We start from the raw sequence: 15,563 nt of genomic DNA on the forward strand, positions 1-15,563 counted from the left end.
CATCCCCCAATCATATTCTTCAAAGAACAAGCAGGCGGAAAAGTGCCGTTCCCCGCCTGCCTCCTCCTAATCATTTAAAAAGTTAAGTGCCGCCTGCCGGAAAATCTCCGTCGTTTCTGCCAACTCATCTATATCGACATACTCATCAATTTGGTGCGGTACTTCGCGGTCTCCCGCTCCAATCGTGACAATCGGGACACCGGCGACATGAAGGAAGGTTCCGTCTGTCGCACCGGGAACACCATTGTATATCGGTTCCTTTTTCAGGACCGTTTTTACAGCTTTGGCCACTGCTTTCACTACAGGATCTTCTTTATCCGTATCCGTCCATGGGCGGTCCTCGATCACTTCAAAATCCGCTTTGAAATCCGGATCATCCTTCGCCAGCCGTTCAAAGATTTGCTGGATTTCCTGTTGCAAGACTTCATGATTTTGCCCAGGTACTGTCCTTACATCCAATGTTGTCATACATTGATCTGGGATGACATTGATCTGGGCATCTCCTTTTACAGGGGCCTGAAGAATTGTCGGGGTGATACTCGGCCAGCCCAGTGTCGGATGTTTCCCCAGTCGTTCCTGCTCCCTTTTTTCCAGCTTTTCCAGCTCACATATCACTTTCGCCATCCGCCAGTTCGGATTGATGCCGCTCCAGGAAATCGCCCCATGAGCCATTTTTCCATACGTCTTCAATACAATGCGCATGGCACCACGCTGATTAATGCACACTTGATTTTCCTCCGGTTCGCAAATGATGGCGCCGTGAACATCATCTGCCCACCCCTGGTTTATAAAATGCTTGATACCGATCATCATGCCTTCTTCGTCACAGGGGATACAAAGAATGATTTTGCCCGACCACTCCTCTTCATCTTGTAAAAGAGAATGGACAGCTGTAATCATACAGGACAGATTCCCTTTCGTGTCATTTGTTCCCCTGCCATACATCCTGCCATCAATAATGCTGGCGCTGAATGGGTCATGCGTCCAAGAATCCCGATCTCCTTCGGTCACTACATCTGTATGCCCCTCGAACAGCAGGGTCTTCCCTGGCTTTCCGGAGTCAACAATGCCGATGACATTCGGCCTTCCTGGCTCCACTTCCTCAACATGAACCTCAATCCCCAAACCTCTTAGATAATCCGCAACAAAGTGAGCGACTTTTTCTTCATTTCCGCCTTCTACACCAGGCCGATAGACGCTCGGGATCTGGACCAGCTTCTGCGTTAGAGAAATCACCTCTTCACGATCACGGATAAACCTTGTCTGTGTATGAGTTTCTGTCATCTATTCAAGCACTCCTTTTAAAGTTCTTGGGCTATTGTATTATTCGCATTATAAGATTTCGTCAATAAACTCACTGCTATGAAGGCAATGAAGGAAAGTACGATTGGGAACACGACATTATGCACACCAAAGAGGTTAGGAAAATATTGATCGACGATAATGTACGATCCGATGCCGACCAACATGGAAGAGAGTGCTCCGTACTTGTTGCCCGCCTTCCAATACAGGCCGAGAACAACCGGCCAGATGAAGGTCGCCTCAAGTCCTCCGAATGCAAATAGGTTCAGCCAGATAAGCAGGTCCGGCGGATTCAAAGCCATCAGGAATACGAGGACACCGAGAACAGCCGTGACACTGAAGCTTAGTTTTTTGACAGTATCATTCGACGCTTCCGGTTTAATGTAGTTCAGGTAAACATCCTTCACTACCGCTGAACTGACTAGCAACAGCAAAGAGTCTACCGTCGACATGATGGCTGCCATCGGTGCGGCCAATACAACCCCTGCGAGCCAAGCCGGCAGTACTTCCAGCGCAATCATCGGCATCACTTTATCTCCGACTTCAATTCCCGGAATGATCGACCGGGCAAAAACACCAATCAAGTGCATGTTCAACATGATGAATCCGACGACAATCGTCCCAATGATGAGGGCCCGGTGCATCGAGCGAGAATTTTTATAGGACATGGCGCGGACCGTCACTTGAGGCAAACCGACAACTGCAACACCGACAAGAATCCAGAAAGAAGAAACATAGAGTGGACTAAGTGTGGCACCTGCTCCATAAGGGGTTACCAAGTTAGGGTTCTCTGCTGTAAGATCAGCCATGATATTCGAGATTCCGCCTCCTGCAATGATAGTCGCAATCAACAGAATCAGCGTTCCGCCAAACATGACAACTCCTTGGACCGCATCCGTCAACGCAACCGCCCTGAATCCGCCGATGATGACGTAAACAAGGACAGAAACCGCAAAGATGAATAAAGCTGTCGTGTAATTCATTCCTGTCAGGGATTCAATTAATCTCGCACCACCGACCCACTGGGCAGCCATCGCTGAGAACAGGAAGACAATGATACTGAAAGCAGCCGTCAACACAACCCACTTGCTCTGATAACGTTCCTTCAGGAAGTCAATCAACGTGACTGCGTTGTATTTTCGGGCCATGATGGCAAACTTCTTACCTAAAATCATCAGGACAAAATAACCCGTCACCACTTGGGACATCGCCAGGAGCACCCACCCAAATCCCTGTGTATATGCGACACCAGGACCGCCGATGAAACTGCTTGCGCTTCCGTAAGTGGCAATCATCGTCATGGCGAGGATGAATCCTCCAAGCTGGCGTCCGCCAAGGAAGTACTCCTGCAAGAAAGACTCCTGTGTCGTTGTCTTCAATGACTTGCTGGCATAAAAGCCTATGAAAAAGATGACAATCAAAAAGATAAATAACGGAATGATGACTCCCCAGTTCATGACTTCTCACCCCCATCTTCATCGAACGGCACATCGACAAACCAAAACTTTACGACAAGCACCACAAGGATGACCATCACAATAAAGCCGACTACACAGCTGTAAAAAAACCAGGCTGGCAGCCCGAATACATAGGTGTATTCTTCGGGTGATCCGCTGCCAAGGCCATAGGCAAACGCGAACCACCAAATAAAATTAAATACAGCCAGCCCAACCCCGATTAACGCTTCGCGGTTGGCAATCTTGAACCGGTAATCTTGCTTTTCCAGGTTCTTTTTCATCTCTCTCACTCCCGCCTGTCAAATTAAATAGTTTAAATATATATGAATAGAGCCCCTGTAAATCAGACACTCCTTATCATAATGTCTGGGGTCTCTTTTCAAACTTTTTTATAAACCAATCCTCTAGCAATTTCTCTTCTTACTGAAGTCTCTCCTGCTAGATACTCCTCCCCCCATCCACATGCAGCACTGCACCTGTAATAGCCCGTGATTCATCCGATAACAGATGCTTGATAGAATAAGCAATATCTACTGGGTCAATAAGGCTTCCAAGAGGGACGCTTTTTCGGTACACATTCTCTTTTACTTCTTCAATATCATGTCCTTCTCCTGTCAGCTGTTTTAATAGATTTGTATCGGAGGGGCCCGGATGCAACGTGTTGACTCTGATTCTATGTTCTGCCAGCTCCAACGCAATGGACTTACTGAAGGATTCCACCGCTCCTTTTGATGCTACATATACCCCCAACCCAGGACGGGGACGGGTAGTGGAAACCGAGCCGACATTCACGATGGAGCCGCCTTTATTCGGTTTCATATGTTTCGCAGCTTCCCTGCAGGTCAGGAAGACCATCAGGAAATTGATATCCATCACTTTATGGTAGGTGCTTAAACTGACCTCCTCGACTGGTGTGGCAGGTACCCCTATCCCAGCCACATTCACCAGTCCATCCAGCCTCCCTAGACGATCAACTGCCTTTTGGAATGAAGAAACAACTTCTTCCTCTTTCGTAAAATCCCCTTGGATGGCCAGAAAATTTTTATGATCACTAAACTTCTCTAAAAAGGACACATTCACATCACAACCGACAACCCTGGCACCGGCCTCCAATAATTGATGAACAACTTCTCTTCCCATTCCCCCTCCAGCACCGACCACGACAATTCTTTTCGATTTCACCGTCATCTTTCCATCCCCTTTTTATGTCTTTCTCAAGTAAGCCAGAATAGCATTCCCCAGTTCTTCCGTTGTGCCTTCCCCTCCCAAGTCTGGGGTCAGGCTTTCCCCAGCCTGTAAAACCTGTTCAATGGCATCCATGACCCGGCGGCTTTCCTCTCTATAGCCCAAGTGGTCAAGCATCAACGATAGGGACCATATCTGAGCGACCGGATTGGCAATGCCTTTCCCCGCAATATCTGGTGCAGATCCATGGACAGGCTCAAACATGGAAGGATACTCTTTGGTCGGATTGATATTGGCCGATGGTGCTACTCCAAGTCCTCCCACCAGTGCTGATCCCAAATCCGATAAAATGTCGCCAAACAGATTCGAGGAAACCACCACTTGGAAGGATTGTGGTTTCATGACAAAAAAGGCAGCAAGAGCATCGATATAAATCTCTTCATATTTAATATCTTCGTACTGATTTGAAACTTGCTTTGCGACTTCATCCCAGAATTTCATCACATGGATGATCGCATTGGACTTGGTTGCGCTTGTCACTTTGTCATAGCCATTTTCCTTTGCATATTCGAATGCATACTGGACAACCTGCGATATCCCCTGCCTTGTCATGACCGTATTTTGGACAGCCAGTTCACGGTCTTCTCCATTGAACATCCTGCCTCCGATGTTGGAGTACTCTCCTTCAGCATTCTCCCGGATAATGACAAAATCAAGATTTTCTACGTTTTTTAACGGACTGCTTAATCCTTTCAGCAGTTTTACCGGCCTGAAGTTCACACATTGCTGAAAAGATTTCCGGATGGGCATGATCAGCTCCCAAATCGGGATTTCATCCGGCACTCTCTTGTCCCCTATCGCTCCGAATAAAATGGCATCAAAACGGGAAAGCTGCTCCAGTCCGTCTTCAGGCATCATTATTCCATGCTGTAAATAGAAGTCCGAATTCCAGTTCAGCGTCTCGCAACTCAACGCCAGACCCTCGCTTCTAAAATAGTCCAGGATCTTTACAGCTTCCTTCATCACTTCCGGACCGATCCCGTCACCGGGCAGCAGTGCAATCGTCTTATCCATCGCAATCTCCTTCTTCAACAATATAAAATCTCTCTTTACTTGATATCAGCTGGGCAACGTATCCTTTTTGATGAATACTAGCCTCCTTAAGCTAAAGCACTTTGCTTTTATTTTTTTTGATGATTTCTTCGGGCACTCTCAGGTGAGCTTGAATTTCCTCTGCGGCTTTTTGCCCGTCCTTATTTTTTATTGCCTGGTAGATTCTCTTATGAGATTCCGTGGAGTTCTCCAAGATACCCGGAATCTTGAAGACAGTCATTAAGTCATTCCAATACAAATCTTTAATCATATGCAGCATTTTGTGCAGGACATCGTTTTGGGCCGCTTTGGCAATAGCTAAATGAAACTCGAGGTCGTATTTTGCATATCCTTCTATTTCATTTTCCCTGTTGAACATAGCCTCGAGTAATTCTTCAAGTACCTGACAGTCTTCCTCACTTCTTCGTTCAGCCGCTAATATACAAATTTCTTTTTCTATTATTCTTCTGGCTTCTAATAAAGGAATCATATTTTTCTCACTGCGGAACGCCAACTCCATCAGCTTGGTTGGCAGTGTCGTCATTTCATCATAAGATCTAAGGTACGTCCCCTTTCCCTGATGAAAATAGACAATTCCCATAACAGAGAGTTTATTCAACGCTTCCCTAATCACAATCCTGCTGACTTCATAGTACTCTGCCAATTTATCCTGTGACGGCAGCTGCTCTCCATAGGAGAATATCCCTTTCTCGATATCTTCCAGAAACTCATTAACTACTTGATCTGCAAAGCTCTGTCTGGCTCTCTTCATAATTATCTCAACCTTTTCAGAAATTAGATTTTAAACACACTATATGGATAACTGGTATATTTATTTTAAATGGCTTTGCATGTAACACCGTTTCTTCGTTTAATTCCCGAGAATATTGAGATTCACAAAGCCCTTATTCACCATTTCTTTAATAAGGGTACATGCCCTGTAGAAATCCCCTAAATCTTCACCATGTCCCCTTCAAGTCTCCCCTTCTATCCATCTCCTCTTTTTTAACTCATATGATTAGTTGATTAGTAGATGATATGCAGTTCATATGAAGTTTAGAATGAAAGCGTTTTAATTTGGGTCCTCTCTCTTTTTCATGTATGAAAGCAGACATCAATTTCTTCCCAAACGAAAAAGAGACATCGTTCTCAAAAGAACGATGTCTCTTTTTAAATATACTGGCTCTTCATACTCCATTAACTAATACCAACAACCATTTCATCAAGTCTTGACAGTTGGCGGATTTGTTCATTGTCAGGGCAAAATTTCTGAGGAGAAACGATTCTTCCCACCTTCTAAAACGAGAAAAAAGAACGCGGCAAAATCCATGGCCCCTACACCAGCCTTGTTCTCCTTATCTCTTCTTCCGCTTCTTCTTTTTCGGTTTCTTCTTTTTCTTCACAGTGTCCGGCTTCAACTTACGGTCCCATAAGGGAATTTCTTTTTTCCGATCGCCCATCATCATTTCCGCTATCGGGTAGAAAGAAGGCAGATCATCCAGGTAGACATCATGATCAAACTCTTTCATCATCTTCTCTGAATCAAAGCTATCATTATTCTCTCTAGACTGTTCACGAGAAGGCAGAATCGGAATCTCCCCATGTGTCCGCTGGTTGATAACAAGCATTTCCCGCAGCGAAGAAGCTAGGAGAGTCCTTAACGTGTCTGCACTTACTTCCTTGTAAGAAGCAGCCGAAAGCATCAGCTGGTGATAATGAACTGCCGCATTTTCAAAATCTCCAGCCTGCTCCAGAAGGTCAGCGATTGAATAATGCGACTCACTTTGTCCGGGATGGATTGCAATGGACTTTTCAAAGGCAGCCATCGCCAGTTCGGACCGTCCTCCCGAGCGGTACAAATTCCCCAGCCGGTTCCACAAGTATGCATCAGCCGGATGAGCTTGAATTTTTGTTAACAGATGCTCCTCAGCATCAGACGCATATTGATGCACAGTACCATCATATAAAGCATTCTTTCCGACTTGGCACCGGCCTTCCATCATTTCCGGTGCTACCATAGCCGTTACTGCCAGCATCTTGATATCAGTAGAATCCTCCCACTCACCGGCAGCATTGCAATGCTTGCAGCGGAAGTATCCCGTCAGTTGGATATACCTCGAATCTTCATCTATCCTCTGAAAATCAGGATTCACTACAACAAGTCCAACATCATATTTACCCTTTCTTCCGCATACTTTGCAAGTCACCATGAACTCATTGCCTGTTGAGTCATCGATGGAGTTGCGGTTGTCACGGATGGTTTTTATAAATTTTCCTTTCACCGCTGAATTTGTAGGAGATTCCGAAACGGCATTCAGGTCTTCTCCTGTCAAAAAATAATCAAATGTGGGTTGATTTGAGCTTGTGGCATAGCTATTATCCTCTCTATAAATCTCTTGAGTCTATATTATCATAGAGACCTGTTCGTTTCCCGTGATATGGAAGAGGGGTTGTTGCCCCCTTTCCGTCAACAAAAAAAGGACAGAGTGACTCATGTCCTTTTAGCTCTTCTGCAATTTCCGCCACAACGTCGACCGGCTGATGCCAAGTTTCTCGGCTGCTTTTTCTTTGTTACCACCGACTTCGTTCAACACTGAGAGTATAGTGTCTTTTTCAAACTGTTCCTTTTTGCTCTCCAGCTGTGACACAGAAACGATCTCTTCTCCATAGTTTTGGCTGACCTTCCATTGCTCGATAATCTCCTCCACCATCTCCACATTTTTCGTATGTGAATAAATGACAGTCATCCGCTCGACCAGATTTTCGAGTTCCCGGATGTTCCCTTTCCACGGCAGTCCCTTCAACTTTTCCAAAACCGCCGGATATTTCTCTACTACTCCGGCAAAAGAGGGACTGTTTTTCATAATAAAATGATTCACTAGCAAGGGTATATCATCCACCCGCTCTCTCAATGGCGGCAGAATCAAGTCCAGAATGTTCAACCTGTAATACAAATCTTCTCGGAACACACGGGAATCGACCATCTTACGAAGATCCCGGTTGGTGGCACTGATAATCCTGACGTCAACCGGGATTACAGTCTCACCGCCGACTCTCATAATCTCCTTCTCTTGCAGGACCCGGAGCAGCCTCGCTTGCAGGCTCTCGCTGATTTCACCGATCTCATCCAGGAAGATCGTTCCTCCGTGGGCAAGTTCGAACAGGCCCCTTTTTCCACCTTTCTTGGCACCGGTAAAGGCTCCTTCTGCATATCCGAACAGTTCACTCTCAAGCAGTTGTTCGGGCAGTGCACTGCAATTGATGGCCACGAACGGCTGGCCCCTTCTTGGACTGCCATTATGGATACTTTGAGCAAACAGCTCTTTACCTGTTCCCGTTTCTCCTTGAATTAAAATCGAGGAGTCGGTTCCCGCATAGATTTTGGCTCTTTTAATTACAGATTCAACTGCATTGGATTGGTGGATGATACTACCAAATGTATACCTGGCAACGAGCCCTTTCTTCGTCAACTCCTTTCTGATTTTTGTCTCAGCGTCGCTGACCTTGGACATTTCCTGCAGGAAGAAGACCGATCCGATAATCCTTTCCTCCACTTTTATGGGAGTAATATTGGCTATTAGTTCCCGATCAGCCACGATAAAGTTTTCAACCGAGTGACCACTCTTAAGGACAGGTCCAACTTCAATCCCCGGAAAGAATTCACTAATATCCCGATTGAGAATCTCTGTATTTTCCAACCCTAATAGTGTAAAAGCCTGCTCATTAGCCAGCGTCACCCTGCCCTCATGGTCGGTGGACAGCACAGCCTGGTTCGTACTGGCGATTGCCGCCTGGATCCATCTCAGTTTTGCCTGATCCTGTTCTCTGGATTTGACAATCTCCATGGCCTGCTGAATTTGTTCCTTCAAGGTATTGGAGGAATACAAATAGACAGCGTGAGCACCTGCCTTCAGGGCTTCTTTATATACGACAGAGGTCCCTATAATTGTTTTGACTCCTTTTCCCACCCACTGGTGCACCTTCTCCGCCGCTTCAGCAGTAGAAAGATACCTGTCATAGTGGATGGTCAGGTTGAATAAATGGTCGTATGGCTGGAACTCTTCAAAAATATTGCCGTACCTCATGATTACTACCTCACTTGAGACTTCTGCCGCTTTATGGAGCGCTACAAGAAAATCGGTATCCGACACATTAACAATCACAAGAGGAGTTTGTTTCAACTCCTTAATAAACTCAGCATGTCCCTTAGGTGACACAATGACAGCTATCTCTTCATCTGCATCAAGTCTCTCCGCCAATGCTTCCGAACCACCCAGCTCCACTTCAATGATTTCTACTGGAATGGAGCTGTTCAATTCTCTTACAACGTTCTGTACCTTCTCCGTTAAATGATAATAACTGATAAATGCTATTTTCTGCATCACGGTCAACACCCCGTTTCGTATCTCCTTTCTTTTTTCGATAAAAGGCGGCCAATATCCTTTTTAGAGAGACCGTCACTCCCAAAAGAAAAAGCCAGCCACGACGACTGACTTTTTCTTAAAAATATTAGAATCCAATAACCTGCTTCGTTTCCGCCTTCTCTTTCACATCAACAGTCAGGACAAGGCTTCCGATCACACAGATAATCAGGTTAGCAGTAAGACCCCATACTCCGCTCAACACACCAAGGAACCGGATGTCCATGAACGTCATCGAAGCGGCAATAACTGTTCCGACCACCATTCCTGTAAATACAGCATTCTTATGGAGTCGGTCCCAATAAAGTCCAAGAATAATGGCTGGTGCCACTTGCACAAGCACTTCAAACTTCAAAACGAAGATTTCATACAAGGTTGCCGGTGGGAACCAGGCAATCATAAGCAAAACGGCAACCGCTGCAATACCCACAAGCTTCCCGACAAGGATCTGTTTGTTCTCTGAAGAATTCGGGCTGATATAGCGTCCATATAAATCTTTTGAAATAATGGACGAGAAAGTCAGCAGTACTGAATCGGCTGTTGAAATGATCGCCGCTATTATTCCTCCGAATAAAATCACCATCGCCCAATAGAAAAAGGCATTTTCAGCTGCCAACGCATTGGCCATCATACCGACCAGCTGCTCTGACTCTCCCACTTCAAGCCCAGGGAACGCATTGATTCCGATGATTCCGATGACAAAAACGAATCCAGCGGTGATGAACGGCATCCAAACCATACGCGTTAATGATTTCTTCAGTACTTTTTCACTGCTTGCAGAAAAAATCCTCTGAATCGCGTGAGGATAAATCGCTCCGCCTATCGCCACGATGATCAACAAGCTGAACCACTTCGCAATGCCGGCTGATTCCGGAACCCCAAGCTTTTCCGGTGAATACGCTTCCATATAACTCGTCGCAGTCGGAAGCCCTCCAAAGTAAATGATCGATCCTATCAAAAGGATGAATACACCTACAAGCAAGGCAATCCCCTGCATTGTATCCGTATAAGCGACCGAGCGCATTCCGCCGAGCCATCCGTAAATCAACATGATAATAACAAAGAAAACAACTGCTAACTGGTAAGGAACTGTTCCGCCAGTAAGACCGCTTACACCCTGTCCGATTGCTACGAGCTGTTCAAGCAGGTAGTTACCAAGCCCGTAAAGCATCAACAGTGAGCCGAAAATCGTTACCGCCTTAGAGTTGAATCGTTTATCCAACCAGTCAGAAGGAGTGATGAACGAATATCGTTTACTGATTGTGTACAGCCTTGGAGCAAATAACAAATAGCCAACAACGATCAAAATGAAAAACGTGATCGATTGCAGCCAGCCGAAGCCTATCCGGTAGGCATTGGGCGCATATCCGATAATGGTGTTTCCACTGTACTGCGTGGCAAAGAAGGTGAAGAATAGGACAAACAAGCTCAGCTTCCCGCCGCCCAAGTAATACTCTTTGTTGGACTGGTGAATCCCTCTATGCTTAAGATAGGTGAAAAACCCGATTCCAAGCATAATCAGACCATACACTGCCATGATAAAAATGCCGGACCAGCCTCCAAATGCTAAATCTGTCATTATAGATCCCCCTCCGCTTCCTCATCTTCTATTTGCCACTCATGCTTTAACACATGCGTCAGATAAGCCGACATCGCCAACGAAGCAATCACAACAATCCAGCCCCAGTACGGAGCTCCCATGATAATATAACTGGACCCCGCCGGTAAGTACCATGGCACAGATAATAAGAAAATACCGATAATAATAGCCCAAACCTTCTTGCTTTTGATTGGTTCTCTCCTCTGTTTCACAGTGTTTCCCCCTTGTTTTAAAAATCTTTTTATTCTGACTATTTAAAGTGGAATTATCCCGTTACGGGACTGGAATAAAAAGAGCGTCTTTCTTCAAACCGTTGTATCTCCTCTTCATACTCCAGTACCATCGAAATATCATCCAGCCCAAGCAGCAGCTTTTTTCTGATTAACGGGTCGATTGAAAAAGCAATCGTATTTCCTGCTCCATCCGTCAGCACCTGCTTCACCAAATCGACCGTTAATTCATACCCCTTATTTTCATTACTCAACTGAATTAGCTTTTCTACCGTTTCTTTTGGAAGTTCTATTAAAAGAATACCATTTTTAGAGCTGTTGATTTTAAAAATGTTGGCAAAAGAAGGGGCGATGATGACTTTAAAACCGTAATCCAGCAAGGCCCACACCGCATTCTCCCTGGAAGATCCGCAGCCGAAATTCTTCCCGGTCAGTAAAATGGAAGCATCGCTGTTCTTCCGGGCATTCAAAGGAAAATCCTCAACAGCCTCACCCTTTGAATCATAACGCCAGTTGAACATAAGGAACCGGCCGAACCCATCCCGCTCAATCCGCTTTAAAAACTGCTGCGGAATGATGATATCGGTGTCAATATCTGATCGATAGATAGAGACCGTCTTTCCTTTATGTGTTTGAAATGGTTCCATCGACATTCACCTCGTTTCGGTATTCCCAATCCCGGATATCTGTAAAATGACCCTTGATAGCGGCAGCGGCAGCCATCACCGGACTGACCAGATGCGTCCTTCCGCCGGCACCCTGCCGTCCTTCAAAGTTCCGGTTTGAAGTGGAAGCTGCCCGTTCACCCCGTTGCAAGATATCAGGGTTCATCCCGACACACATGCTGCACCCCGGTTCTCTCCATTCAAAGCCTGCTTTTTTAAAAATGTGATCCAATCCTTCTTGTTCCGCGCGCTTTTTTACATGATAGGAACCAGGAACCACCATGGCCCGAACATCTGGATGAACTGTATACCCTTCTGCCACCTTTGCTGCCGCACGTAAGTCTTCAATCCTGGAATTGGTGCAGGATCCGATGAACACCCGGTCAACCGATATGTCCTGCAGCCTGTCACCCGGAGAGAGATCCATGTAGTCGAGTACCCTCCGGAGATTTTCCTTTTCCTCAGGACGATAACTCGATTCTTCCGGCACTGCTCCCTCGACATCCACGACCTGCCCCGGATTGGTGCCCCATGTGATTTGCGGCCGTATGGATTCTGCCTTGATCTCGATGACTCTATCATAGACAGCACCTGCATCCGATCTCAATGTTTCCCAGTCCTTTACAGCCTGCTTCCATTCCTCGCCTTTAGGTACATACTTCCTTCCTTTTAGGTAGGCAAAGGTTTTCTCGTCTGGTGCCACCAGCCCAGTCTTGGCCCCTGCCTCAATCGCCATATTGCAAAGTGTCATCCGTTGTTCCATCGACATCCTTTCAATGGCGGATCCGGTAAATTCGATAATGTGGTTAACACCCCCGTTTGTGCCGATTTTGCCGATGATATACAGTATCACATCTTTGCTGGTAACACCCTCCATCAGTTCTCCTTCAATGGAAATCTGCATTTGCTTCGGCTTTGACTGAAGCAGTGTCTGTGTGGCAAGGACATGCGTAATTTCACTCGAACCAATCCCGAATGCGAGCGCTCCAAACGCTCCATGCGTCGATGTGTGACTGTCCCCGCAAACGATGGTTTTCCCCGGCGTCGTCAACCCGGTTTCCGGTGCAATGACATGAACAATGCCGTTATCAGGATGATCGAGCCCAAAAAACTGGATACCATGCTTCTCACAGTTCTTCTGCAAGAACTCAATTTGCTTCCTCGCTAATTCATCTGTTATCGGCTGACTGCGGTCAGACGTTGGTACATTGTGATCTGCTGTGGCAAACGTCAAATCCGGACGCCTGACTTTCCTCCCCACTTCATCAAGTCTTGAAAAAGCCTGCGGGGATGTAACCTCATGGATCAGATGGAGATCAATGTACAACAACGGTTGTTCCAAACCTGTTTCAATCACATGCTGATCCCATATTTTTTCGAATAGCGTCTTGCCCATTTGCTTATCACCTCCTTTAAGCGGAATGCAAGTCGGTTATCAGCCCTGACTTAATAACCTGCCCCGGCACTTCATGGCCAATTTCACTCTGTAAAAACCGGGATGCTGCGATCAGCGCCGAAAGATCCGCCCTGACTTCATGCCCCATGAATTTGAGCATGTGAACCAAGTCTTCTGTACAAATATTTCCGGTTGCTCCCGGCGCAAACGGACAGCCGCCCAAACCACCAACAGAAGCATCAAAGCGCACCACTCCTGCATGGATGCCTTCAACCACATTAGCCAACCCCATTCCTCTCGTGTTATGGAAGTGCAGAGTGATCGGAACATCCGGATAACGGTCGAGAACCTCCGAACATAGTCTGTATACTTGATTCGGCACAGCCATTCCGGTCGTATCGGCAAGCGTGATGCCGTAAGCTCCTATTTCCAGGTAGCGACCAACTAATTGGAGGACCTTCTGTACATCAATGCTTCCTTCAAAAGGGCAGCCAAATGTGGTGGCAAGCGTTCCGTTGACGGGAATTTCATGAGCACCTGCCAATCTCATAATCTCTTGAAACCCTTCAAAAGACTCATCAACCGTTTTACGAACATTTTTCTGATTATGAGTTTCACTGACAGAAGCGACAAGATTGAGTTCATTGGCACCAGCCGCAACCGCCCTTTCTGCTCCCTTAAGGTTTGGAACCAGCGCTGTATACGTAACCCCAGCTTTTCTATTAATACTTTGAAAAACTTCCTCGGCATCTCTAAGATTCGGAATGGCCTTTGGCGAAACAAAGGATGAAACCTCTATCTTATCAACCCCGGCATCACTCAATTGATTGATCAGATCGACTTTCTTTTCTGTAGGGAAGAACTCAGGTTCCATCTGCAGGCCGTCCCTTGGTCCAACCTCCTGGATCAGTATCCTTTGCATTTTTTAGATAGCCCCTTTCTCTTTTAGGGATTGAATTTTATCTGAATCATAGCGCAGCCACTCTTCAAGCACCTTTTCTGTATGTTCACCAAGTTCAGGTCCAAGCCACTCTGTTTCCCCCGGTGTTTTGCTCATTTTCGGAATGATTCCCGGAATCTTGATATCTTCTTCATCATTTAATTTAAAGCTTTGAATCATCTGCCTGGCCTCATAGTGAGGGTCTTTGACAATGTCCTCCATACTATAAATCCCTCCAGCTGGAACATTGGCTTCATCTAAAATGGCCAATGCTTCCTCAAACGGCAGTGTCTGCGTCCAGGCGCCAATGACCTCATCTAAAAGATCGGCCTGCGCAGCTCTGCCGGAATTTGTTGCAAATTGAGGGTCAGCTGCCAAATCCTCACGTCCAATCGCAGCCATCAAACGCTTATAAATACTGTCTCCGTTCCCTCCAATGACAATATACTTCCCGTCCTTGCATGGATATGTATTGGACGGAGCCACACCCGGCAGCGAGGACCCGGTACGTTCCCGAGTAACACCGAGCTTATCGTACTCCAGGAGACTTCCTTCCATTAGACTGAACACCGCTTCGTATAATGCGACATCGATTACCTGCCCTTCACCTGTTCCTTTTGCATCACGGTGATATAGAGCCATCAATGTGCCAATCACGGAGTACAACGCTGCAAGCGAGTCTCCGATGCTGATCCCTACACGAGTAGGTGCCCGGTCAGGATAACCGGTAATATAACGAAGCCCGCCAATGGATTCTCCAATGCTTCCAAATCCCGGCTTCTCTTTGTACGGCCCATCCTGTCCGTAACCTGACACCCTGACCAGCACAAGACCCGGGTTGATTTCGCTTAACTGCTCGTAACCCAGTCCCCATTTCTCGAGGGTGCCCGGCTTGAAATTTTCCACTACCACGTCACAGTCTTTCACAAGCTCCCGGATAATTCCCTGTCCTTCCTCACTCCTTAAGTTCACGGTGATAGACTTTTTATTTCTTGACTGAACTCTCCACCACAGTGAACTGCCTTTATAAATATGGCGCCAGTCTCTCAGCGGATCACCCTTACCCGGGGGCTCCACCTTGACGACATCCGCGCCGAATTCCGCTAATATTCTGGTGGTAAATGGCCCGGCAATCAGTTGGCCCATCTCTAATACCTTTAAACCTGCCAAGGGTTTTAAATTCTCCATAGTGTCATCTCCTTCTTGGTTTCCCTTTGCCGATAAAGATGCAAGAAGTGTGCCAACTTTCAAAAAATTAAAATGAAAGGGTTTTCG

At 46.3% G+C, this 15,563-nt stretch carries 14 protein-coding genes; all 14 read right to left on the minus strand.

The window, feature by feature from the left end; all coding sequences use genetic code 11:
• Positions 1-66: 66 nt before the first annotated feature.
• The 14 genes from V1502_RS18595 to V1502_RS18660 all read right to left on the minus strand — a co-directional run bounded on the left by V1502_RS18595 (position 67) and on the right by V1502_RS18660 (position 15,476).
• Complete coding sequence (locus V1502_RS18595; RefSeq protein ID WP_409252078.1) at positions 67-1,284, minus strand: M20 family metallopeptidase; 1,218 nt, start codon at positions 1,282-1,284, stop codon at positions 67-69.
• Between the two features lie 17 nt (positions 1,285-1,301).
• Complete coding sequence (gene panF, locus V1502_RS18600) at positions 1,302-2,759, minus strand: sodium/pantothenate symporter (protein ID WP_409252079.1); 1,458 nt, start codon at positions 2,757-2,759, stop codon at positions 1,302-1,304.
• The gene (locus tag V1502_RS18605) at positions 2,756-3,040 is read right to left on the minus strand and encodes a YhdT family protein (protein ID WP_409252080.1); all 285 of its coding nucleotides are present in this window, start codon (positions 3,038-3,040) and stop codon (positions 2,756-2,758) included. The genes panF and V1502_RS18605 overlap by 4 nt, the downstream gene beginning before the upstream one ends.
• 157 nt (positions 3,041-3,197) lie before the next feature.
• Positions 3,198-3,947 carry an SDR family NAD(P)-dependent oxidoreductase gene (locus tag V1502_RS18610; RefSeq protein WP_409252081.1) on the minus strand — a complete coding sequence of 250 codons (750 nt, stop codon included), beginning with the start codon at positions 3,945-3,947 and terminating at the stop codon, positions 3,198-3,200.
• Positions 3,948-3,962: 15 nt separating this feature from the next.
• Positions 3,963-5,018, minus strand: coding sequence for a tartrate dehydrogenase (locus V1502_RS18615; protein WP_409252082.1), 1,056 nt, complete (start codon positions 5,016-5,018; stop codon positions 3,963-3,965).
• 91 nt (positions 5,019-5,109) lie between these two features.
• Entirely contained in the window at positions 5,110-5,808 is a 699-nt protein-coding gene (locus V1502_RS18620; protein WP_409252083.1) for a FadR/GntR family transcriptional regulator, read from the minus strand.
• A 583-nt stretch (positions 5,809-6,391) separates the two neighbouring features.
• The gene (locus tag V1502_RS18625; RefSeq protein WP_409252084.1) at positions 6,392-7,369 is read right to left on the minus strand and encodes a tetratricopeptide repeat protein; all 978 of its coding nucleotides are present in this window, start codon (positions 7,367-7,369) and stop codon (positions 6,392-6,394) included.
• 168 nt (positions 7,370-7,537) lie between these two features.
• The gene (locus tag V1502_RS18630; protein WP_409252085.1) at positions 7,538-9,418 is read right to left on the minus strand and encodes a sigma 54-interacting transcriptional regulator; all 1,881 of its coding nucleotides are present in this window, start codon (positions 9,416-9,418) and stop codon (positions 7,538-7,540) included.
• 127 nt (positions 9,419-9,545) lie between these two features.
• A complete protein-coding gene (locus V1502_RS18635) occupies positions 9,546-11,036 on the minus strand; it encodes a sodium:solute symporter (protein ID WP_409252086.1) in 1,491 nt (496 codons plus the stop codon).
• Positions 11,036-11,269, minus strand: coding sequence for a hypothetical protein (locus V1502_RS18640; RefSeq protein ID WP_409252087.1), 234 nt, complete (start codon positions 11,267-11,269; stop codon positions 11,036-11,038). Before V1502_RS18640 ends, V1502_RS18635 begins: the two co-directional genes overlap by 1 nt.
• Positions 11,270-11,322: 53 nt before the next feature.
• Positions 11,323-11,934 (minus strand): 3-isopropylmalate dehydratase small subunit, encoded by a 612-nt coding sequence (gene leuD, locus V1502_RS18645; protein WP_409252088.1) that lies wholly within the window; start codon positions 11,932-11,934, stop codon positions 11,323-11,325.
• On the minus strand, positions 11,912-13,348 hold the full coding sequence (gene leuC / locus V1502_RS18650) for a 3-isopropylmalate dehydratase large subunit (RefSeq protein ID WP_409252089.1): 1,437 nt from the start codon (positions 13,346-13,348) through the stop codon (positions 11,912-11,914). Before leuC ends, leuD begins: the two co-directional genes overlap by 23 nt.
• A 16-nt stretch (positions 13,349-13,364) precedes the next feature.
• Positions 13,365-14,270: a hydroxymethylglutaryl-CoA lyase gene (locus V1502_RS18655; RefSeq protein WP_409252090.1), complete on the minus strand. Its 906-nt coding sequence runs from the start codon at positions 14,268-14,270 to the stop codon at positions 13,365-13,367.
• Positions 14,271-14,273: 3 nt separating this feature from the next.
• Positions 14,274-15,476: a CaiB/BaiF CoA transferase family protein gene (locus V1502_RS18660; protein ID WP_409252091.1), complete on the minus strand. Its 1,203-nt coding sequence runs from the start codon at positions 15,474-15,476 to the stop codon at positions 14,274-14,276.
• Between the last annotated feature and the right edge of the window lie 87 nt (positions 15,477-15,563).

Source organism: Rossellomorea sedimentorum, from assembly GCF_046237645.1.
Lineage (GTDB): Bacteria > Bacillota > Bacilli > Bacillales > Bacillaceae_B > Rossellomorea > Rossellomorea sedimentorum.